Source organism: Senegalimassilia sp., assembly GCF_977052095.1.
In genome coordinates this window covers 1-21,661 of record NZ_CDRSTZ010000020.1, presented here as the reverse complement: position 1 = coordinate 21,661, position 21,661 = coordinate 1, and the positions used below count along the sequence as shown (strand labels likewise).

General features: G+C 58.1%; 16 protein-coding genes. 12 read left to right on the top strand and 4 right to left on the bottom strand.

The window, feature by feature from the left end; genetic code table 11:
- The first annotated feature begins 167 nt into the window (after positions 1–167).
- From ACWI6D_RS05385 to ACWI6D_RS05375, 3 genes are all read left to right on the top strand, one after another.
- Positions 168–1,109 carry a LysR family transcriptional regulator gene (locus ACWI6D_RS05385; RefSeq protein WP_337368824.1) on the top strand — a complete coding sequence of 314 codons (942 nt, stop codon included), beginning with the start codon at positions 168–170 and terminating at the stop codon, positions 1,107–1,109.
- Positions 1,110–1,643: 534 nt separating this feature from the next.
- Positions 1,644–2,987, top strand: coding sequence for a uracil-xanthine permease family protein (locus ACWI6D_RS05380; protein ID WP_449133944.1), 1,344 nt, complete (start codon positions 1,644–1,646; stop codon positions 2,985–2,987).
- A 390-nt stretch (positions 2,988–3,377) separates the two neighbouring features.
- Positions 3,378–3,956, top strand: coding sequence for a carbonic anhydrase (locus ACWI6D_RS05375; protein ID WP_449133943.1), 579 nt, complete (start codon positions 3,378–3,380; stop codon positions 3,954–3,956).
- A gap of 23 nt (positions 3,957–3,979) precedes the next feature.
- Here the strand turns inward: ACWI6D_RS05375 and ACWI6D_RS05370 are convergent, their stop codons facing one another.
- Positions 3,980–4,456 carry a flavodoxin gene (locus ACWI6D_RS05370; protein ID WP_449133942.1) on the bottom strand — a complete coding sequence of 159 codons (477 nt, stop codon included), beginning with the start codon at positions 4,454–4,456 and terminating at the stop codon, positions 3,980–3,982.
- Between the two features lie 362 nt (positions 4,457–4,818).
- Positions 4,819–5,706, bottom strand: coding sequence for a ChbG/HpnK family deacetylase (locus tag ACWI6D_RS05365; protein ID WP_449133941.1), 888 nt, complete (start codon positions 5,704–5,706; stop codon positions 4,819–4,821).
- A gap of 391 nt (positions 5,707–6,097) precedes the next feature.
- Between ACWI6D_RS05365 and ACWI6D_RS05360 the strand changes: the two genes are divergently transcribed.
- Both ACWI6D_RS05360 and ACWI6D_RS05355 read left to right on the top strand, forming a co-directional pair.
- Positions 6,098–7,951, top strand: coding sequence for a hypothetical protein (locus ACWI6D_RS05360; protein ID WP_449133940.1), 1,854 nt, complete (start codon positions 6,098–6,100; stop codon positions 7,949–7,951).
- A gap of 229 nt (positions 7,952–8,180) precedes the next feature.
- Complete coding sequence (locus ACWI6D_RS05355; RefSeq protein ID WP_449133939.1) at positions 8,181–10,013, top strand: ABC-F family ATP-binding cassette domain-containing protein; 1,833 nt, start codon at positions 8,181–8,183, stop codon at positions 10,011–10,013.
- 182 nt (positions 10,014–10,195) lie between these two features.
- Here the strand turns inward: ACWI6D_RS05355 and ACWI6D_RS05350 are convergent, their stop codons facing one another.
- Positions 10,196–10,996, bottom strand: coding sequence for an SDR family NAD(P)-dependent oxidoreductase (locus ACWI6D_RS05350; RefSeq protein ID WP_302935930.1), 801 nt, complete (start codon positions 10,994–10,996; stop codon positions 10,196–10,198).
- 253 nt (positions 10,997–11,249) lie between these two features.
- Here ACWI6D_RS05350 and pdxR point away from each other — a divergent pair, with 253 nt between their 5' ends.
- The 7 genes from pdxR to ACWI6D_RS05315 all read left to right on the top strand — a co-directional run bounded on the left by pdxR (position 11,250) and on the right by ACWI6D_RS05315 (position 19,954).
- The gene (pdxR, locus tag ACWI6D_RS05345) at positions 11,250–12,938 is read left to right on the top strand and encodes a MocR-like pyridoxine biosynthesis transcription factor PdxR (RefSeq protein ID WP_449133938.1); all 1,689 of its coding nucleotides are present in this window, start codon (positions 11,250–11,252) and stop codon (positions 12,936–12,938) included.
- Positions 12,939–13,428: 490 nt separating this feature from the next.
- Positions 13,429–14,223, top strand: coding sequence for an HAD family hydrolase (locus tag ACWI6D_RS05340; RefSeq protein WP_449133937.1), 795 nt, complete (start codon positions 13,429–13,431; stop codon positions 14,221–14,223).
- A 270-nt stretch (positions 14,224–14,493) separates the two neighbouring features.
- The gene (locus tag ACWI6D_RS05335) at positions 14,494–15,078 is read left to right on the top strand and encodes a cytochrome c3 family protein (RefSeq protein WP_303250489.1); all 585 of its coding nucleotides are present in this window, start codon (positions 14,494–14,496) and stop codon (positions 15,076–15,078) included.
- Positions 15,079–15,093: 15 nt separating this feature from the next.
- Entirely contained in the window at positions 15,094–16,584 is a 1,491-nt protein-coding gene (locus ACWI6D_RS05330; protein WP_449133936.1) for a flavocytochrome c, read from the top strand.
- Positions 16,585–16,765: 181 nt separating this feature from the next.
- A complete protein-coding gene (locus ACWI6D_RS05325) occupies positions 16,766–18,358 on the top strand; it encodes a LuxR C-terminal-related transcriptional regulator (RefSeq protein ID WP_449133935.1) in 1,593 nt (530 codons plus the stop codon).
- 211 nt (positions 18,359–18,569) lie between these two features.
- Positions 18,570–19,280, top strand: a complete 711-nt coding sequence (locus ACWI6D_RS05320; RefSeq protein WP_449133934.1) for a DNA-3-methyladenine glycosylase family protein — start codon at positions 18,570–18,572, stop codon at positions 19,278–19,280.
- A 17-nt stretch (positions 19,281–19,297) separates the two neighbouring features.
- Positions 19,298–19,954 carry a methylated-DNA--[protein]-cysteine S-methyltransferase gene (locus ACWI6D_RS05315; RefSeq protein WP_449133933.1) on the top strand — a complete coding sequence of 219 codons (657 nt, stop codon included), beginning with the start codon at positions 19,298–19,300 and terminating at the stop codon, positions 19,952–19,954.
- Between the two features lie 110 nt (positions 19,955–20,064).
- Here the strand turns inward: ACWI6D_RS05315 and ACWI6D_RS05310 are convergent, their stop codons facing one another.
- Positions 20,065–21,384 (bottom strand): dicarboxylate/amino acid:cation symporter, encoded by a 1,320-nt coding sequence (locus ACWI6D_RS05310; RefSeq protein ID WP_302935924.1) that lies wholly within the window; start codon positions 21,382–21,384, stop codon positions 20,065–20,067.
- Between the last annotated feature and the right edge of the window lie 277 nt (positions 21,385–21,661).

Here is a 21,661-nt window from a genome sequence, read left to right as displayed (position 1 = left end):
CTGATTCCGAAACGGAAACCATCTCACGTGAACTGGGCAATCATGTGTTTAGGTCGAAAGCGGATCGGCTCATCTGGGTGCTAGATTCATTTTCGGTCTCTTATCTGCGGAAACTCTCTTCGAACGTAGTATAATGAATAATTGAAGGGGATTTCACAGGGGGATACATGCAAATCGAATTGCTGCACGATTTCATCGTGCTTTCGGAAGAACTCAATTTTCGTTCCGCGGCAAAGGCCCTGTTTACAACTCCTTCGACGCTAAGCAAGCACATTGCAACGCTTGAGAACCATTATGGCGTTCGCCTGTTCAATCGCGATAGGACAAGCGTTTCGCTTACCAATAAAGGCGTTGTGCTGCTCGAGGGTGCGCAAAAAGTATGGGATGCGTACGAGCAAACGCTTGAACTGGTCAAACACAATCAAAATGCTTCAACGCTGCATATTAGCGGCACGCTTGACAACCCTGAGGATTACCCGCTCGTGTCTCGGGTCATCACAAAATTCAAAGTTGCTACGGGAAATATCCCGCACTTGCTCCCATCGAAAAGCTTCTTCCCTGAAGAACAAGTTTCCCTTTTGGAATCAGGCGACTCCGATTGCGCTGTGTTCTATGTGGCTGAAAGCGTTTTTCGCGCGTTACATGCAGATGCTTCGATCGAGTTTTACGAGGTGGGCCGGACGCGTCTTGATGCGCTGGTGTCTGAAAGCAGCCCGCTTGCGCACAAAAAGGTTTTGGAGCTTCGCGATTTCGAGGGGCAAAATCTCATTCAGCTGGTTGGTCCCCGCCTTACGCCCACGTGGCTGCAAATCAAGAATCAGCTTGATGACGCCGGGGTTCATTACGCCACTACGCTGTTTCCGGCTTCAACACCCTATGACTATCTTGACCTTGACCCCAAAGGGAACGTGTTTTTGCTGCCTCAGCTTTACGATGAGGCAAAACGCAACCAACCGAGCGGCTGCGTGCGCGTTCCTGTTGATGGGCAAGCGTTAACTCTTAGGCTTGCTGCGCTTGTCCGCAAAGGGCCGAAGCGCGAAAGTGCGCTGGCATTTTTGCAAGCGCTTTCTGAGGCGATGGACGAAGCGCGCGATGAGCAAATATCTTGAGCGCCTAAGCGGCAAGCCACGTAAAAAGGGAAGGAGCCCCGAGAGGCTCCTTCTTGTCTGAGCTGCGCTTTCCATGCGCGGCTCGCTTTTGCGCGGTTGAACTTACGGTCGCCGTGCGCGCCGTGGCCGCACGCAAACCCGTTATAGCGCGGGTTTTGCGCCAATGTTGCCTCGTCGGCCGACTGCCGCCACACCGCACCCGTCTTCGCCGGTCGGGCGGTCCTCTTCTTGCGTTTTCCAGACATGCGCCTCACCTCCTCCGTTAACCGCTGTTTCAAGCTGGCACCAGTATATCTTGCAGTTGCTTAGCGGCAAAGTATTGCCATGCAGACGTAACAACCGAAATCTTTAGCAGCGATCAATCATACTTAGTGAAAATAGCGAAAAAGCTGGTTATCGGGGCAAGCGGGCGTCCAAAGAGAGAGTCGTGCTGCGTTTCCTGCCACAGCTGCGCCCGCCAGCCGATTTCGTGCGGGCGGGTCGTGTGCGCTCCCCTACAATGCAAACGTTTGCACCCACACCGAAAGGTCTCTCATGAGCGAAAACGCGCCTTCCCGCACCGCCCCCGAAACCCCGCCCGCCGTCTACGACGCCACCACACTTGGCCGCCCGCGCATGTTCGTGCTGGGCATCCAACACATGTTCGCCATGTTCGGCGCCACCATCTTGGTGCCTGTGCTCACGGGCCTGTCGGTCAGCGACACGCTGCTGTTCGCCGGACTGGGCACGCTGCTGTTCCACTTCCTGGCGAAGGGGAAGGTGCCGGCGTTTCTGGGCTCGTCGTTCGCGTTCATCGCCGGATACGCGGCCATCGCGCCGAACGGCGAGGCAGACCTGCTTCCCTACGCGTGTCTGGGCGTTGCGTGCGCCGGCTTGCTGTACCTGGTGCTTTCCGCGCTGTTTCGCCTGTTCGGACCCGCGCGCGTCATGCGCTTCTTCCCGCCGGTAGTCACCGGCCCCATCGTCATCTGCATTGGGTTGATTCTGGCCAGCTCTGCCATTGCGAATTGCTCGACGAACTGGCTGGTGGCCATCATCGCCATCGCGGCCATTATCGTGTGCAATATCTGGGGACGCGGCATGGTGAAGATCGTGCCCATCCTTATCGGTGTGGTGGTCAGCTACGTGGCAGCGGCGGCGCTTGGCGAAGTCGACTTCTCCGGCGTGGCGCAAGCTGCATGGATCGGCTTGCCGTTTACCTGGGACAACACCGTGTTCTCGCTGTTCGGCGAACACTTCGACGCTGGCCTTGCCATCACTGCCATCATCACCATCATGCCGTTGGCGTTCGCCACCATGATCGAGCACATCGGAGACATCTCCGCTATCAGCTCCACGTGCGAGCGCAACTTCATCGCGAACCCCGGCTTGCACCGCACGCTGCTCGGCGACGGCCTGGCCACCATCCTGGCCAGCCTGTTCGGCGCGCCCGCGAACACCACGTACGGTGAGAACACCGGCGTGCTGGCGCTGACCCGCGTGTTCGATCCGCGCGTCGTGCGCATTGCCGCGTGCTGCGCCATTGCGCTGTCGTTCTGTCCGAAGTTCGCGGCCGTCATCGGCGCTATGCCCGCCAGCGTCATCGGCGGCGTGTCGCTGGTGCTGTACGGCATGATCAGCGCCGTGGGCGTGCGCAACCTGGTGGAGAACCACGTCGATTTCCAGAAAAGCCGCAACGTGCTGGTGGCGGCCATTGTGCTGGTGCTTTCCATCGGCATTGCGTACAGCACTGCCGGTGCGGTGACGTTCGACGTTGCAGGCGTGACCATATCGCTGTCGGGCCTGGCCATCGGCTCGCTTGCCGGCATCATCCTGAATGCCGTGCTGCCGTACAAAGACTACGAGTTCAACGTGGGCGAGCTTGGCGAAGGGGAGTAAAGGCATCGCGCAGAAATGCTTGGAGGTGCGCGAAGCGGCAGTGAATTCACTTGCCGACGAACGGCAATCGCAATTGCTGCCGCTAAGTGGCAACGTGGACAAAGAGCCGAAGGCCCAGCTTCCGCGGGCCTTGTCGACGGGAAGTTGAGCGTGTTCGCTCGAGGGCTTCGCCGTTCGCTGCGGGACCCTGCACGCCTTGACGCGCAAAGCTGCGTATGGTCTGCTCGAGGGTTTCGTCGAGCGTTGCAGGATTAGCCTTCACGCGCCGAGGCGATGCTGTTCGGTTTATTTGGTTTTCGCCTGCATTCGCTCCATTTGGTGACCGTTAGCTTTATATCGTTGAGGAAGTATGCAAGAAACCAGGAACGAAATCGACAGGAAGCGAACAGTATGACGCACGAAGCAAATAACATTTCCGCTGATGAAGCCCTTATGCGCTTGCGCGAAGGCAATGCGCGCTACCTGCAAGCTGAGAACGCGGCGGGGGATGTGTCTCCCGCGCTGCGCCGCACCACGTTCGAACACGGCCAGCATCCCTATGCCATTGTGCTGGCGTGCTCGGACTCTCGCGTTATTCCCGAGGCCATTTTCTCGGCAGGCATCGGCGAGCTGTTCGTCATTCGCGTGGCCGGTAACGTGGTGGACAACCACCAGCTTGGTAGCATCGAATACGCCGAAGATCACCTGGGCTGCAACTTGGTGGTGGTGCTCGGGCACACCGCGTGCGGCGCGGTGGACGCCGCTCTGCACCATGAGCCCTACGGCACGGTGAAGTTCATCACCGACGAAATCGCCGATGCCATTGGCGACGAGCAGGACGAGGCCGCAGCATGTCTGGCCAACGTTGCGCATAGCGTGCGTCGCGTCGAGGAAAGCCGCAAAGTGCGCGCTGACGAGGCCAAACACGGTTTGCGCGTTGTTGGTGCGCTCTACCACACGGACACCGGCGAAGTTGAGTTTTTGGACTAGGCTAGTATCTACTTCAGCAGTAGCTACTTCCGGTACTTTTCGACGAACTTTGCAAGCTTCGCCGCGTTCGCGCCGTTCAGCACTTCACCGGCGGTAAAATCGGCGGTGGGCGCGCTCGGCTTCAGCGCGGCAACGGTTTTGCCCATCCCCGAACCGCCGGATGTGGCAAACGGCACCACGCGCTTGCCGGTGAAATCGCCGCTCTCCAAGAACGTGTTCACGATGGTGGGCGCCACGTACCACCAGATGGGGAAGCCCACATACACCGTGTCGTAAGCCGCCAGGTCCGGGCATGCGTGCGCGATAGCGGGACGGCTGTTCGGGTCGTTCATCTCAAGGGTGGAGCGACTGTTCTTGTTAATCCAATCCAGGTCGACAGCGGTATAAGGCTGCTCGGGCTCGATTTCGAACAAATCCGCGTTTGCGGCTTTCGCCAGTTCCTTCGCCAGCGTGCGCGTTGCGCCCGATGCGCTGAAGTATGCAACCAATGCCTTGCTCATAGCTGTTCCTTTCGGTTCGTTTCGATGTAACGAACCGATTGTCGACCCTAAAGCTAACTTCAAGTCAAGGGGAAAATACCTTCAGACCGTAGCCTCACTCTAAAAATCGCTCATGTATGTGATTTAATGGATTCGCGAGAACTGAATCTTCGCACGTCGTTGCGTTTTCCCAGGTCACAAGCGTGTCAAATGTGCGTATATTCCGGCCAAGATCAGCAAATCACATACATGAGCGTTTTTTGATTTTGCGGCAGGCGTGTAGCGGCAAAACTTGCGGATTGGGGAAGCGCGAAGAGATCGTCCATGGTTTGAGTTTCGAACGCCCTTGCCGCTGTTTGAACGGGAGCTCATGTGCCTTGTCACTATGCGAGCGACCGGTTGCTCGCTAGCTTTCTCAGGCAAGCGGCCTCTCTGTCGCGCGCTTCGGATGCGCACGCCTGCGCGAATGGTTCGTTTTGCGGGTCAAGGCACTGCTCAATAGGCACGCTGACCGGGTGAAACAACACTTCGACGTTTTGCGCTCGGTCGCGAGCGATGCTGCCGAACGCTTCGACAAGCGGCCACGACACCTTATCCATGGCACCCGAAAGCACCACGCCGCAGAACAGCGAGCTGGCGCAACCCGCCGGCACCTTGCCCCGGTTGCTGCGCCACAACCACGTAATCAGCGCGTCTTTGGCCAAGTTAATGGGGGGCATGTGGTTGCCGACCGCGCGATGGGGACGCAGCGGCTCCACGGGACAGCGCAGGTACGCCAACGTGCAACCCTGCTCGCGCACCGTCGCCATAGCCGCGTCGAACACGGCGGGCACCGCGTGCGTGTGCTGGTGGCTATCCAGGCGAAGCACGTCTTTCATCTGCGGAAATGCCTGCAAGTAACGCGTAATCTGTGCTTCGCATTCGCGCTGAAGCTGACGTCGGAACTCCCAACGCTGCGGCCCGTGCGACAGCTTCAGCAGCCCCACGAAGTCGTTGCAAAACGTCCCGCGCGCATTCACCAGAAGTGGAACCTCGGCCGTGTTTGCGCAAGGGCGGCCTTCCACCAGGTTCAAGTGCAGCGCCATTCTGAGTGCGCCCGATTCAACATACGGTCGTGCCAGGTCAGCAGCGATTTCAAATGCCGGGCTGTTCACGAAGATGCTGACCGACGACAGCGCTCCGTCGCCGCCGCATGCGCTTGAAAGCGCAAGGATATCCCGGGCCTGCTGCTCGGTGATTCCGTAATCGTCGGCGTGAAACGCAACGCCCATGTTTGCCCCTTCGTCTTGCTGAACCGGTTCTCAAGCCGCGCCGCATAAAAGCGCAACCGCTCTGGCAACCCCCGGGTGCCGAAAGCAGCACCCATAATCCTACGCTATTGTGTCAAACGTTTGAATGTCGCCCACGCGCCCTCATTGCGGAACCGCCCGCAACCACCTGCGGAAACGCGTACCTTTCGCGCAGGTTCTCACAGTCCGTCGCATTGCAGAAAACGGCCATTGACCAGCTAATATGTAAACAATTAGAGTGCGATGCAGGTTTTTCTGCGCAGCTTATCCTTGCCTGCGGATACGATGCTAGACTACGGTGTGCACAACGACGAGATTTCAAGCGAAGGCAAACCACCATGAAGTTCTCATCTCGCGCGCAAAGGGGACGCGCATGAGCGAAAGCACCAGTAACAGCACCGCTGCAAGCCATACCGAGCCCGACGCCGGGCGCTCGCATGCCGGCGCATTCGCGCGCCTGCGCGCTGTGCTGGCCAACCCGCGCTTCCATGTCGTGCTGCTGGTGGTGGGCAGCCTGTTTCTGCTGACGGACGCCTTCCACGGCAACATCTGGTTCGACGAAAGCTATTCCGTGGGCATTGCCAACCACAGCTTCTCCGACATCTGGTACTACAGTTCCGGCGACGTGCACCCCGTGCTTATTTACTGGTCGTTGCACGTGCTCAACCTAGTGTTCGGGCAGAACATCACGGTATATCGCCTGTTCACGGTGGCGGGCGCCATTGCGCTGACAACGCTGGGGTTCACGCATGTTCGGCGCGACAGCGGTTGGAAGGTTGGCGTGCTGTTCAGCTTCTTCGCCCTGTTCACGCCTTATATCTCGCTGATGTCCGTTGAGATTCGCATGTATTCGTGGGCTACGTTCGCCGTTATGCTGTGCTTCATCTACGCCATGCGCATTATCGGCACGCAGCTGCCCGCCACGCCGCCGGCCATCGCGCAGGCTGCGAAGGGGAAGAAGTGCTGGGCCGGCACGCCGCGAAGCTGGTGGCTTACGTGCTTCATTGCCAGCTTGGCGTGCGCTTACCTGCATTATTTCGGCGCCATGTCGGCGTTCATGATCAACCTGGTGCTGCTGGTGGCGCTTTGCGTGCGCGCCTGGCAACGCCGCTGCGGCGGCCCGGCTCCTCTGCCTGATGGCAAGCGCGCAAGCGCCCCGCTTATCGTGCTGATTATCGGCTGCGTAGCGCAGGTGGCGCTGTACGTGCCCTGGATTCTTACGGCCGTGACCAGCCAGATGGGCGTGGTCGGCGGCACGTACTGGGCGAACATCGTGTTCCCTACCACGTACATCGAGCTGGCAACGTACCCGTTTCTTACCAGCCCCTTGTCGTTCGCCGCGCGTGGCAGCTATGGCGCAGGCATGCAAGTTGCCGTGAAGATTATCGGCTACGCCGCCATCGTGACGCTGGCGTTTTTGATCGCCTGGTCGGCGCGCTGGGCCACTTGGCGCGTTGGCCTGCATCGCCAGCAGCGCCGCGAGATGCTGGCCCGCGCAGGCGCCGGCCGCGCCGCGCCTGTGAAGCACCTGCGCGCAAAGCGCTTCTACGCATGGCTGGTTTCCGAGCCTATCGCGCCCGTCGTTGCCGCGCTGGCGGTGTACTTCGGGGTGTTCGCCATTTCTTGGACCGCTTCAATGGTCATGAACTCCATGATCTTGTACTACCGCTACCTATTCGTGGCCATTGGGCCGCTGCTGTTCGCCGCGGCGGCGGTGTTGTCCCATGTGCACACGAAACCCCTGGTAGCAGGCGTAGTTGCGGTTACGCTTTGCGCGTCGGTTGCCAACCAAGCGCTGCTTTTGCGTGACGATTACGACCCCGCCAACAACGTGCCGATCGAGAAGTTCCGCGAAACCGTCGACAGCGTTTCCGAGCAAATTGGCGGGCAGATGCCGCTGGTGGTGTCCACCGACATCGGCTACATGGGCGTCACCGCGTGCATGTGCGAAGACGTGCCGCAAACGTACATGGACTGGCAAAAGGGCAACTGGGACCGCGCGTACATGGCCTATTCGCCCACGCTCGTCAGCAAGAAATCGTGGGAGATCATCTTCGACAACTTCCACGGCACCTTTATTTGCACTGGTCAGGCGCAAAACGACAGCCTGCCGCGCGACATCTCCGACCTGTCGCAAAAAGACGGCTTCACGCTGCTGGAATACCACACGTATTACCGTCCGTACGAGCGAACGTGGATGACCATCGCCGTGATGACGAAGCAGTAAGCTTGCGAAGTCGCCCAGACCGTCCACAACCGCATGACTGATGGCAATTTGAAAACCATCGTTTGACCTGGTGTTATATCTGGTTTCCGCAGGTCAAAGGCTTAACGCGAACCTTATTGTTCTGGGTGGTTTCGTGCGCGCGGAAGCGTGCCGGGCAGCTTTTGCTATCATGGTGTGCGCAAAATAACACGGGCTACGCTTGCAGCCCTGTTCAGGATAGAGGTTTCACATGGCGTTTATGCTCGGCTGCGAAAAGGTGGCGGTGGAGTTCCCCACGAAAACGGTGTTCGAAAGCGTGTCGCTTGGTGTTGACGAAGGTGACCGCATCGGCATCGTCGGTCGCAACGGCGACGGCAAGTCCACGCTGCTTTCCGTGCTGGCCGGCGTGCTGCCGCCCGACGAAGGCCGCGTGCTGCGCAACGGCGCGGTGCGCGTGGGCGCGTTGGGGCAGTCCGACAACCTGAACGACGAAGACACCGTCGAGCGCGCCGTAGTGGGCGACATCCCTGCATACGAGTGGGCCGGCGATGCGCGCATCCGCGACATCATCGCAGGTCTAGCGTCCGATATCCCGTGGGATGCCCAGGTGGGCACGCTTTCGGGCGGCCAGCGCCGCCGCGTGGACCTGGTGCGCCTGCTTATCGGCGACTGGGACATCCTGGCCCTTGACGAGCCCACGAACCACCTGGACGTGCGCGCCATCACATGGCTGGCGAATCACCTGAAAACCCGCTGGCGCGCGGGGCAGGGCGCGCTTCTGGTGGTCACGCACGACCGCTGGTTTTTGGACGAGGTGTGCACGCGCATGTGGGAAGTGCACGATCGCATGGTCGAACCGTTCGAAGGCGGCTTTTCCGCTTACATCCTGCAGCGTGTAGAACGCGACCGTTTGGCGGCCCTTGCCGAGGAAAAGCGCCAGAATGCGCTGCGCCGCGAGCTAGCATGGCTGGCGCGCGGGCCCAAAGCGCGCGGCACGAAGCCGAAATTCCGCGTCGACGCAGCTCACGAGCTTATTGCCGACGTGCCGCCGCTGCGCAACGAGCTGGAGCTCAAGCGCATGGCCATGGCGCGCCTGGGCAAGCAGGTGGTGGAGCTGAAAAACGTCACGGTAAGCTTTGACGGCAAGCTCGCGCCCGTGCTCGACCACGTCGACTGGATCATCGGGCCTGGCGACCGCTACGGCATCGTCGGCGCCAACGGCGTAGGGAAAACTACGCTGCTGAAGGTCATCCAGGGCAAAATAAAGCCGCAGACCGGCTTCGTTAAAATCGGCAAAACGGTGAAGTTCGCCGTGCTTTCGCAGCATCTCGACAACCTTGCGCGCTTCGGCAACGACCGCGTGCGCCAGGTCATCAGCAACTACACGCGCCGCATGATGCTTGACGGCAAGGAAATGACGCCGGCTCAGCTGCTGGAGAAGCTAGGATTTTCGCGCGCTGACCTCAACGAGCCGGTGTGCGACCTGTCGGGCGGCCAGAAGCGTCGCCTTGCGCTCATGCTCATTTTGCTGGACGAGCCGAACGTGCTGATTCTTGACGAGCCAGGCAACGACATGGACACCGACATGCTTGCCGCCATCGAAGAGCTGCTTGACGCGTGGCCGGGCACGCTGCTGCTGGTCACGCATGACCGCTTCCTGATGGAGCGCGTGACCGATCACCAGTTCGCGCTTATCGATGGACATGTGCGCCACCTGCCGCGCGGCGTGGACGAGTACCTGGAGATAACGGCGCACGCCGCTGCGCCCGCAGGCCGCGCGAAGGCACCGCAGGGTAGCGCCGCGGCTTCGGCCGAAAGCGCCGCCGAAAGCAAAAGCACGTCGGCGGGTCCGCAGCTTTCCGGCGGTGAGATTCGCGAGCTGAAAAAGCGCATGCGCAGCTGTGAGAACAAGTCGAACACGCTGCGCGGCAAGATCGAGCAAGCGCAGGCCGACATGGCCGCCGCCGATCCGTCCGATTTTGAGGCGCTTGGCAAATTCCAGCAGCAAATCAACGACTTCCAAGCGCAAATCGACGCGCTCGACGAGCAATGGCTCGAAGCCGCCGAAGCGTTGGGGGAGTAACAGCCAAATATTGCGTTAGCAAGTCACGAACTCGAGCGACTTCGCGTCAAGCAAGCACGTTTTCCCAGATTCGGCGCGATATAACGCGAGCGCCTCGGACCGCAGATGCCCGAGGCGCTCGCTTTTTCCAGCCGGCCAGATCCGGATAGAAACCCAAGGTAGGTAGTGGGTAGAGTAGTTGTTTACGGACGCAGGCCCATGCCGCCTTCAAGCGTGATGGTCTCGCCGCTCATGAACTTGAAATCAGGCCCGCACAGCTGCACCACAGCACGGCCGATTTCGGTCTCGACGTTGCCGTAATGGCCCATCGGGGGCATGTGCACGTTGGCCTCGTACGCCTCGGGGTACTGCTCCTTGAAGTTCTCGAGCGCCGCCGTCCATGCAAGCGGGCACACCACGTTGGCGTTAATGCCATCCGGGCCCCATTCGGTGGCCGCCACGCGCGTCAAGCCGCGAATGCCTTCTTTGGCCGCCGCGTAGGCGCACTGGCCATAGTTGCCGAACAAGCCCGCGCCGCTGGCAAAGTTCACAACGGAACCCTTCGTCTCCTTCAGGTGCGGGTAGCACGCCTGCATGTAGTAAAACGCCGCGTATAGGCCCGAGTACAGCGCCAGGTCAAATTGCTCGGTGGTGTGGTCGGCAATGGTGACGCCGGATGCGGAAGCCTGGGCGTTGTTCACCAACGCGTCGATGCGGCCGAATTCGGTCACGACCTGGTCGACGGCGCTTTGCACCACAGCCTTGTTGTCGGCGCTGGCGTTTACATCGGCCTGAATGGGCAGCACGCGAATGCCGTATTCGCCTTCAAGACGTTCTTTTGCCGCCTCAAGCTTTTTGACGTTGCGCCCGGTGATGGCCAGATTCGCGCCTTCTTTTGCAAACGCGGTAGCAATGCCGAAGCCGATGGAACCTGCAGAGCCGTCCTTAAGCGCGGCGAAACCCGCGCCGGTGATGATAATGGTTTTCCCCGTAAAGTAACCCATGGTCGTCTCCCGTCTAAAGTGGCCGCCCACCTGGGCAGGCGGCCGTCTGAGCTGCTGGCATGCAAGGGGTCGCCGCACGCTCGTCTGTAGGGCGAGATATAGTGTAGAAAAGGTTTGGTTCTATCAAAAGAACCAAACTCGTGATACTTTTACGAACCAGATGAACCAGTTGCACCGCCATGCGCGACGCCGTTTGGGAGCGGTTTTGCGCCGTAGCCCGCGAGATTTGCGCCTTTCGCGAAAGGATGTCCCGATGTCAGACAATCGCTCCGTGTTTCTGCTCACGTACGATTTGCGCGCAAGGGGCACCAGTTCGCTGTACGAATTCCTATACCAGTCCATTCGCGAGGATATCGCGCGCGGCGTTATCGCGTGCGGGACGAAGCTGCCGTCGAAGCGCGTGCTGGCGCGGCACCTGAACATCGGTGTGGCCACGGTCACGGCGGCCTACGATCAGCTGATAACGGAAGGGTTTATACGTTCCGAGCAGCGGCGCGGGTACTTTGTGGAAGACGTGTCGAATTACCGGTTGAAACCGGTAACCGGAAGGGGAAGCGGGCTAGCGGGAGCGCAGCGTAAGGCGAAAAGCCTTGCGAGCGTTTCGCACAGCAACGTGAGGAAGCGCAATAGCGCCCCTGATCAAGTGGCGTTGCCCGTCGCAGACCCCTTGACCGCCGCTGGTGCAACCGCAAGCGACTCTCGGCACGCCGGCATCGCCGACGAGGATCGGCCCCTAGCATGCTCGCCTTCTTCCGTTAGTGCCACCCCGTATGCCGCTGACGTCATCAGCCAGGCGCACGATCCCGAATTCTTCGTCGACCTGAAGGCGAATCGTACTAGCGTGTCGCTGTTCCCCACGTCGGTGTGGGGCCGCTACATGCGCGAGGCGCTATCGCTTCCCACCGACAGCTTGCTGCGCTCGGTGCCGTTCAACGGCCTGCCCGAACTGCGGCGCGCCATCGCATCGTATCTGCATCGCACTCGCGGCATGGACGTATCGCCTGATTGCATCATCGTCGGCGCCGGCAGCGAATACCTGTACGGCCGCTTGCTGCAGATGCTGGGACCCACCACGACGTTTGCCATGGAGAACCCTGGCTACAAGAAGTTCGCCGCTATTTCCCGCGCATTCGGCAACCCGTGGCGGCCGGTGCCCATCGATGAATCGGGCCTGCTCATCGACGAGCTTGAGGAATCCGGCGCCGATGTGGTACATGTGTCGCCTGCCAACCATTTCCCCACGGGTATCGTTATGCCTATCAAGCGGCGGCTGGAGCTGTTCGAGTGGGCCAACCGCGCGCGCAAGCGCTACATCATTGAAGACGATTACGACAGCGAATTTCGCTACAACGGCCGCCTTATCATGCCGCTGTTCGCTGACGATGCCTCTGACAAGGTGATTTACCTCAACGCGTTCTCGAAAACTATGGTGCCGAGCTTGCGCATCAGCTACATGGTGCTACCGCCGAAGCTGCTTGCCCGCTACGTCGACACCATGAGCTTCTACTCGTGCACCGTCTCCAGCTTCGAGCAATACGCGCTGGCACGCTTTATCGACGAGGGGCACTTCGAGCGGCACATCAACCGTACGCGCAACTTTTTCCGCCATCAACGCGCCACAGTGCTGCGCGCCATCGCCGAATCGCCGCTTGCCGCCATCTCGCACGTGGAAGAGCGCAACGCCGGCACGCACTTCCTGCTGTACGTGCGCACGAAGCTCAGCCTCGATGAGATTCGCAGCCGCGGTGCTGAGCTGGGGTTGAACATCTCGCTGTTCAACGACTACCTGCTCAGCGACGGCGGACCGAACCGTACGACGAAGCGCTTCGAGGAATACTCGCACGGGGAGGCCGCCATCGTGGTGAATTACGCGGGCATCGAGCCCGACCGCGTGGACGAGACCATCCGCCGTCTTGCCCAGGTGTTTCCAGAATACGCATGACGGGAGTGACGTCAATGCGCCGCCTTTTCCGGATCACGAAGACGCACGTTGGCTGATTGTGCCGTTTTTACGACAGACCCCACACCGATAAGGTGCGCTTTGCGTTCAAAGCTGGAGGGTGATCGGAAAGCCCCAAAGTAATCACGTATGCAACTGTTTTGTGCACACAGTCGCTTACGCTGAACTTGCGACAGAAGCGTTTCCGAACAAGATACCGGCTGCGATAAGAGCTTGAGGAGAAATTGCACGGTCTGCGATGCACAACCATCGTATAATCCCGCATCACTCCTTGCTGGTTGCTTTCGTCCACAGTTAACCGGCCGTCAACGGCGCGTCAACGATTAGTCAGCTTCCTGCGCAGGTTTCGTGGCGCAGGCCCGCTTTCCTGCAAGCCGAAATACAATGGCGGCAAGTTCAGGATGTGAGAAATCGCCGGGCGGACCGGCAGCGATGCCGTGGGGGCATCGCAAGACCTGTGAGGAGGCCGCACATGATCAAACTCATTGCCAGCGATATGGACGGAACGCTTCTTGACGGCGACGGAAACGTGCCGCCTGAAACTTACGACCTTATCCGCAGGCTGAACGCCGTCGGCATCAGCTTCGTTGCCTCGTCGGGCAGGCGCTTCGATACGCTTCAGGAAATGTTCGCACCCGTAATGAACCAGATGGATTTCGTTGCTTCGAACGGAGCGCAGGTTGTGGTAGCGGGCAAGCTGGTTGACCGCGAGGTGTTCAGCCACGCAGCCCTGCGTCGCCTCAAGTCGATCGTCGACCTGTTCGATAACCTGCACCTGGCCATTTTCGACCGCAAAATAACCTATCTGCTTGACGACGAGGCGCGTTTCGAACGCGAGCTCGATAAGAATCTGCCGAACCCGGTCCGTGCGCTTGAGCTGCCCAACCCTGACACCAGCATCATCAAGGCATCCATTTACTGCGATGACGCCGTTATGGACATGGCTTATATTTTGGAGCGCGAGCTTGGCGAAGACTTCGTGTTCGCGCCTTCCGGCCGCAAGTGGATCGACATCATGCAGCGCGGCGTCAGCAAGGCAACCGGCATCAGCCAAGTCATGGCTGCACACAACGTCAAGCCCGCAGAGGTGATGGCGTTCGGCGACGCTATGAACGATTACGAAATCTTGCGCATGGTCGGAACCAGCATCGCCATGGGCAACGGTCGCTCGGCCATCAAGCAGATTTCCACAAAGGTAATCGGCACGAACGCCGAGCACGCCGTCCAACGCGAAATCGGCGCTTTGCTTGCAATCCTTGAAGCATAGATTTTCTTCCTCGTAATCGATTTTCCTCTGCGCAGCAGGCTGCGCAAACCACCTGCTGCGCATCCTGCAAATCGCTCGCTCGTTCCGCAAGAATCGCCTTCGCGCCCAACGATATACCGTGCCAAAATGCGCACACCCTTTCAAAACCACCCTGGTCAAACGCGTAAACCACCCTTTTCGGACGTGCAGGAACAATCCGCGTCTTCCTATGATTTATCCCGTCGATAAGCCGCTACGCGCGGTATCTCGGGAAGAACCAAGGAGGACCTCATGAGCGAAAAGGAAGGCGCCTGCGACAAGCGCCGCAAGACCATCGTCACGGTATGCATAGTTGCCGCCGTGGCTGTTGCCGCAGTGGGTGGATTCGCTGTTTGGCATAACCAGCCCAGCTTCTGCAACAGCATCTGTCACACCCCCATGAATGCATATGTGGAAAGCTATTACAACTCCGATGGAACTATGCTGGCCAACGCTCACATGAAAGCAGGCAAAGACTGCTTGACGTGCCATGAGCCGAAGATCGAGGAGCAAATCGGCGAAGGCATACACTGGATCACCGGCGACTACACTTTCGACGAAGACACCCAACACCTGGTAAGCCGCAGCGGCGAATTCGCCACGCAGGAGTTCTGCCTCAACGAGTCGTGCCACAACATGGACCTTGACAAGCTCGAAAAGAAAACCGAGTGGATGGCGTGGAACCCTCACGACTTCAGCGAGCACGGCGTCACCGAATGCGGCGACTGCCACAAGATGCACAGCCAGTCGGTGATCACGTGCTCCGAATGCCACTATCAGGCAGCCGAAGACGTGCCCGAGGGCTGGACGAGCATTCCGTATCGCGAGCAGAAGTAGGGAAGGGGAGCAATCATGGCAAGCAAGCACAATGTAGGGGTTTCGCGGCGCGGTTTTCTTACCGGCGTCTTGACGTTCGGCATGGGCGCAGCGGCGCTGGGGCTTACAGGCTGTGGGTCCCCGCGCAGCTTCGAGGCCGAAGCTGCTGAAAACATTATCGACGGGGGCGAATACGACATTATCGTGGTTGGCGCCGGCGGGGCAGGCATGGCAGCCACGGTTGGCGCTGTCGATCAGGGTGCCAAGGTGCTGCTGTTGGAAAAGATGCCGGTGGCAGGCGGCAACACATGCTTCGCCGAAGGCGGCATAAACGCCTGCTGCACGAAGTTCCAGAAGGCCGCGGGCATCGAGGACAGCGTCGATTTCATGTCGGCCGACACGTATGCAGGCGGACACGAGAAGGGCAACATGGAGCTCATCCGCCACATGTGCGCCGGTTCGTCCGATGCCATCGACTGGCTTGACTCCATGGGCATCACCTTGTCGAAACTCGGCACGTCGGGCGGCGCAAGCGTCAAGCGCATCCATCGTCCCGAATCGGGCGAAGCCGTGGGCAAGTATATCGTGAAGGGAATGACCGAGCAGTGCCGCCAGCGCGGTGTAGCGGCCGTGTGCAACACCAAGGTCGAGGAAATCCTCATACAGGACGGAAAGGTTGCCGGCGTGCGCGCCACCAACCCTAACGGGCTGCCCGTCAAATATGCTTGCCGTGCACTTATCGTGGCAACGGGCGGCTTCGGAGCGAACAGCGAGATGCTTGCTCAGTATCGTCCCGAGCTGCGTGATGCCGTAACCACGAATCAGCCCGGTACGCAGGGCGACGGCATCAAGTTTGCCCAGGAGGTTGGCGCTGACATCGTTGATATCGACCAGATTCAGGTACATCCAACCGTCGAGCAGACCACCGCAACACTGCTGTCCGAAAACATCCGCGGCGACGGAGCCATTCTGGTAAACACCGACGGCGTGCGCTTTACGAACGAATTGCTCACGCGCGATCGCGTTTCCGAAGCCGAATGGGCGCAGCCGGGCCGCGGCGCATTCGCAGTATTCGACCAATCGGTGCATGACAACAACCTTTCCGTTGAAGAGAAGTTCGTATCGCGCGGGCTAATCCACGTGGCCGACACGTTTGAAGAGCTTGCCCAGAAGATGGGCGTTCCGACGGACACCTTCGTAAATACGGTGACGTCGTACAACGACAACATTGCCAACGGGGTAGAAGACCCGCTCGGTCGCACGAAAAGTCTCAATCCCTTGGTCAAATCTCCGTTTTACGCGCTGCCCGTGGCCCCCGGCGTGCACCACTGCATGGGCGGCCTGCGCGTAAACGTCAAGGCCGAAGTGCTCGATGCCAGCGGCAACCCCATTCCCGGCCTGTTTGCAGCCGGCGAGGTAACTGGCGGCATTCACGGCGGCAACCGCTTAGGCGGCAATGCGGTATGCGACATCAACGTCAACGGCCGCCAAGCCCAAGAAACCGCCTGCGCCTACGTTTTCGCATAATCACCGAAGCGGCACCCTACCCGAAAGGTCAAGGACGACATGGGTTCTTGGCCTTTCGGGTAGCCAAGAACCCACCAAGAACAGCCCATCCGAACCCGAACAACCAACAGCTCGGGTTCGTCTCTGCAGTCCTATCTCCCCCTGTGCTTTCGCTATAATGATGCGCGCGAGGGGGGGAGTAATGAGCGAAGAGGTTTCCATGGCTCAACGTCATGTGCATACGCGGGGATGGAAAGATTTCCGTTCAACATATATCCCTCGTTTTGCCGCATGCTTTTTCGGACTCATTGCTATCAGGGTATGGACGCAATGCTGTCTCTACGATCGCTACGCCGCAACCGACTCCGGTGCCATTACCATTGTTGGTAACATGGCGCGAGTTGCCTTTATCCTGGTCCTCATGCTTGCGTTCGCTCGGCTGCCTCTTGCGGGACGAACGCGCAAAGCGCTTGATTGCTTCTCGATAACAGCCATGACGCTGGCTCCTGTTCTTTTGCTGGTTCAAACCGAATATCCCTCATTGCCGCTTGCCCTTCCTGCTTCCGCATTGGCGGGGCTTGGAATCGTGTGGGGCGGCGGCATGTGGATAACGTTTTTCGACCGTCTGGATGAAGGCGAGTCGCTGATTTATTCCTTTGCATGTCTTGGCGCAAGCGCCGTGGCGGGATATGGCTTGGGCATGTTGCCCATAGTTGCGGTATTTGGCATTGGGCTGTTTATGCCAACGCTATCATTCGTCTTATTCAAACAGGCAATGGATGCGCTTGATTCCCGTTGCGACGTTGTACCCGAGCCCAAGCGCGATCATATTTACGACAGTGAGAGCAAATGGCTGATTCCGCGCATCCTTCTAGGCATCGCGCTCCTTGACTTCGCGCTTGGCATTGCTCGCGGCTTTCCCTCCGGAATGTCGATCATGCTATCACCTCTGTTCCAATTAGCTCATCAAACTGCGGTTGCTCTGCTATGCATTGGCGTTATCTGGTGGGTACTTGTTCGAGGGCGCGGCTTATCTTTCGGCTCATTGTGGTGGCTTGAGGTTGCCCTGATGGTTGCGGGAGTGCTTCTCATTGTTGCGCTGGGCCAGCCGCAGGCCGGCGCAACGCTTATCACCATCTCGAACACGTTTATGCTTGGAGTGCTGTGGTATGGCGTCTATGACTTCTGCCGCCATAGTTCTATTCCGCCATATATGGCGCTTGGTGCTGTATGGATAGCCCATTTGCTGCCGCGTGAAGCGGGCAGGTGGCTTATCTTCCATTTTGGCCCAAGCCTGGGCCAATCCGTTCTGGTAATTGCTGCGCTTGTATGCTTGCTGGCTCTGAGCGTGGCAATCATGCTGCGTGCCAGTCAGCCAAAAGCGCGACGGTTCTTCGCCACATTCGGCTCGCTCGACGATCGCAAGGATGCTCTCAAGAACACGGTTTTACCCTATGAAATTGAACGGAAATCGGCTTCCGCAACACAGGCATATGACGTCGAAGAAACCCCCGCGAATTCCGGCAGCACGACTGCGGACAAACAGCTCATGCACGTATCGTACGAAGACCACTTGCGCGAACGGTGCCGCAAGGTTCAGGCGCAATTTGATTTGACGGATCGTGAAACCGATATGGCCTTTTACCTGGCCCAAGGTCGCAGCAAAAGCTACATTAGCCAAGAGCTGCATCTATCCGAAAACACCGTGAAAAGCTATACACGCAACGTTTACTCGAAACTGTGCATTCACTCCAAACAGGAACTCATTGATATTCTTGATGGCTTTCGGCAATAGAAATTCCTGCCTTTGGCGTATTCGCGCATTCCAATACCCGAATACGGGGAAACGACAACCCACGCCAAACCTCATTTGCGGAAAACTCATCGCTGCACCCCTTCCTGTTCACAATTACTCAGTTTATACTTGAAATATCGAACTTTTGTTTGTATTATACCTATCATACATTTGTTCGCAAGAGGTTTTTTTGAAAATGAATTGAGGTCGTATGGATGGGCAAAAGGCGGTAACGCAAGCAACTGGTTCATCGGTTATCAATGCATCGCGTAGTCCAACTGCGACTTGCTTCGAGTACGGGGAAACGGAAACAACCTATCTCGCTCAAAAAGACGCGCGCTTCGCCGAGGTCATCCAAACAATAGGACACGTCAGTCGTGCGTTAGACCCTGATTTGTTCTCAGCAACAGCTCATCACATTATTGGGCAGCAAGTTTCGCTCGAAGCGCAGCGGACGGTTTGGAACCGTATGCAGCAGCTACTTGGACAAGTCGCCCCGGAAACGGTAGCAACGGCTTCAATCGACGACTTGCAAGCTTGCGGAACAACATTCCGGAAAGCCGAGTACATTCATGAGTTCGCGCAAAAGGTCGTATCAAGGGAATTTGACCTGAATGGAGTTCGCGAAATGGACGATGAAGCCGCTATAACGTCTCTGTCCAGCTTGCGCGGTATTGGAACTTGGACGGCAGAGATGATTTTGCTGTTCTGCCTTGGACGCAAGAACATTTTCGCGTACGACGATTTGGCGATTCAACGGGGTTTGCGTATGGTGTATCACCATAGAGCTATCACCAGGCCGCTCTTCGAAAAGTATCGCCGTAGGTTTAGTCCTTACTGCAGCGTAGCAAGTCTTTATCTGTGGGAAGTTTCGAAAGGCGCAATCCTCGGAATGCGCGACTACGCGCCGAAGAAACGCTAATGGCTGAAGGAGGGTTTATGTATGTTACCGAATACGATACCGGCATTGCAGGAAAGCTAACGCTCGGAGCAGACGAAAAGGGCCTTTGCGGAAGCTGGTTCAATAACGATAGATATTACCTCACGGGAATAGATGAGCCGTTAGAAAGAAACGACCAACTGGCCATATTCCAAAAGACCTCTGAGTGGCTTGATTGCTATCTGGCGGGTGAGAGACCTGACCCGCATGAGCTTGCGTTGCATCCGCGGGGTACTGAGTTTCAGAAGCGCGTTTGGAGCGAGTTGTCGAACATTCCGTATGGGGCGGTAGTGACCTACGGGGATATCGCCCGGGGCGTTGAACGGGCAACGGGCAAACGAACTTCCGCAAGGGCTGTCGGTGGCGCCGTGGGCAGGAACCCCCTCTGTCTCATAGTTCCATGTCATCGCGTAATCGGAGCATCAGGTAGCCTCACAGGGTTCGGTGGAGGTATACCTCTGAAAATTGCGTTACTGAAGCATGAAGGCGTCGATGTGCAGCAATTCAAGATTCCCACGAAAGGGACAGCGCTCGAAGGGAAAAAAATGCGCCCCCTTGGGAATGACGGGAATGACCAGAAGAGGATATTCGTTCTCTGCGTTACGCTATTCGAGCGCATACAGCAAGCCACCCCGCGCAATGGCGGGGCGGCTTGAAGAGCGTCAGTTGAGGCAAGCGCTCCTTAGCAGATTAGCGAAGCTGCAAAATCGAATGGATCACGGAATGAACGGAATAGGATACATTGCGTTGCGAAAATCGCCTTGGGTTATGCAGCCTTCGCGGCCTTGCGTGCTTCCTTGCGCTTCTCGAGGTGATCAACGCACACGGCGCAAGACTGATCGCCCGTGATATTGACGACGGTGCGCATCATGTCGAGCACGCGGTCAACGCCGGCAACCAAAGCGATGCCCTCGACCGGCAGGCCGACCGACTGCAGCACCATGGCTAGCATGATCATGCCCGAACCCGGCACGCCGGCAGTACCGATGGAGGACAGCACGGCGGTCATCACGATGACGCACTGCTGGCCGATAGTCAGGTCGATGCCGAACACCTGAGCGATGAAGATTGCGCAAACACCCTGGTAGATGGCGGTACCGTCCATGTTGATGGTGGCGCCAAGCGGCAACACGAAGCTGGTGATCTCGCGGCGAACGCCAAGCTTTTCAGAACATTCCATGTTCACCGGAAGCGTACCTACCGAAGAAGCGGAGGCGAAGGCAAACGCCATGGCGCGGAACTGGCCTTTGAAGAACGTAATGGGACCCATCTTCGCGATGGTTTTGACCAGGCCGGAGTAGACGATAACCATATGCAGAATCATGGCCAGGTAGGCAACCAGGATCAGCTTCAATAGCGGCAGCAAGATATCGGGGCCGTTCGTAGCAACGACAGGCGCGATCAGGCCGAACACGCCGAACGGCGCGATGGAGATAATCATGTGCATAATCTTGATGCACACTTCCGACATGCCGTTGACGAAGTCGGCAACAGGCTGAGCCTTCTTGCCAGCCGCAAGGATGCCGAAGCCGAAGAACAGCGCAATGACGATAATCTGCAACATGCTGGCGTCAGACATCGGCTGCACAAAGTTCGACGGGAAGATATTCACAATGGTGTCGATGAACGACGGGGCTTGCTTTGCCTCGTAGCTCAGTTCGTCGGTTGTGAGCGTGTAACCGCCACCAACGTTGAAAACATTGGCGATAACCAGGCCAATTACGATGGCGCACGCCGTGGTGCACAGGTAATACACGATGGTTTTGCCACCGATGGCGCCAACCTTCTTGATATCGGACAGGCTGATGACGCCGGCAATCATCGAGAAAATGACTAGTGGCACCACGATCATCTTAATCAGGTTCAAGAAAATGGTGCCAAGCGGCTTGATGTACGTGGTGGCAATGCCGGGCGTGCCTTGCAAAGCCAAGCCGGCAATAACGCCAAGCGCCAACGCGATAAAAATCCACGTGGTTAGCGACAACTTCTTGAACCAAGGCTTGTTCGCGTGCTCGGCGGAATTCGCGTTTGCAGCCGCTTTGATATCGGCCTTGGCCGCGTGTTCGAAATCGGATAATTCGGACATGAAAATCCTCTCTTCAAGTACCGTCATCATGCCGAGATGACTTCCAAACGAATCGCTTGCAATTCATCTCGAAATGCACATAAATGCATACGAATTGTACCCGATACCGTTGAACAGTCTACGCAGCAATGTTAAGTTTTCGACGTTTGAAAACTAAAGCTTGGTACCTAGATTGACATCTCAAAGTACGTTCGATGTGACATAAGTCTGTCAAAAACCAAGAACGAGCTGGTAATATTCAAACATGCTTCCTGGGCGCCAGGAAGGAGCGCGACAT